Origin of the sequence: Pseudomonas sp. R28(2017) (genome assembly GCF_002112505.1) — a bacterium.
In the GTDB taxonomy this organism is placed as follows: domain Bacteria; phylum Pseudomonadota; class Gammaproteobacteria; order Pseudomonadales; family Pseudomonadaceae; genus Aquipseudomonas.
The window spans coordinates 1-782 of record NZ_NEHW01000042.1 but is presented as its reverse complement, the minus strand read 5'-3'; the positions used below and the strand labels follow the sequence as shown (position 1 = coordinate 782).

The following is a 782-nucleotide window of genomic DNA, read 5'->3' as shown; positions in this document are numbered from 1 at the left end:
GGCTGGCGGTAGTCGAAGGTCTGCGCCGCCATGCTGCCGGCCTGCAACTGGCGGTGGCCGCACCATTGGGTGATCGAGTCGGCGGTTTCGGTGACCGAGGCGCTGTGAAAGCGGATTTGCGCTTGCTCGGGGAGTGGGTCGAGCACAGTTGAGTCGTCACCGATGACCAGGGTGTGGCCTTCGAGGCTGTGCTCGAAAAAGTAGAACAGCCCGGCTTCATCCAGCAGACGCTGGACGAAGTTGAGGTCGCTTTCGCGGTACTGGGTGATGTACGTGTGACGCCTCAGCGGCTGGCTGAGGCGCCACGTATAGGCGGCGTAAGCCGGGTACAGGGCAAAGACTTGCGCGAGTACTTCATCGACCGTGCAATTCTGGAAGATGCGCGTGTCCGTGCGGTGCCGGAGCATCGCCAGCCACGGGCTCAGGGTGGCGCCGTAGCGGTCCAGGGCGCCATCGCTGCCCAGGCTGGCAAAGTGGGTAAGGTAGCCGTTGATGAAGCGCGGTGCGGCATCGGCCAGTTCGATCTCGATGCTGACCTGCTGGCCGATCATCGACTTCAGCGGCATCTGCGGCGTGTCGCTGAGCAGTAGCAGCTCGTAGGCGAATGGCCGTGACAGGCCATCCTGGCCTTTGAAACTCTGCAACAGCAGAGGCTGGTCGAGTTCGGCCGGGTGGTGAAACTGGAACAGTCGGCGATGCTGCGGCGTCAGGCGCGCGGCCAGGTCCATGATCATTGCGTTGTCCTTGAATGCGAGAAGCGTTCGGAGGTTAGGGCAATGATC

Annotated in this window: 1 protein-coding gene; it reads right to left on the bottom strand. The window is 62.7% G+C overall.

What is annotated here, in order from left to right; genetic code table 11:
• Positions 1-734, bottom strand: a 734-nt coding sequence (locus CAF78_RS27510) for a type VI secretion system Vgr family protein (RefSeq protein ID WP_143515133.1), incomplete at its 3' end; no start/stop codon positions are given.
• Positions 735-782 lie beyond the last annotated feature (48 nt).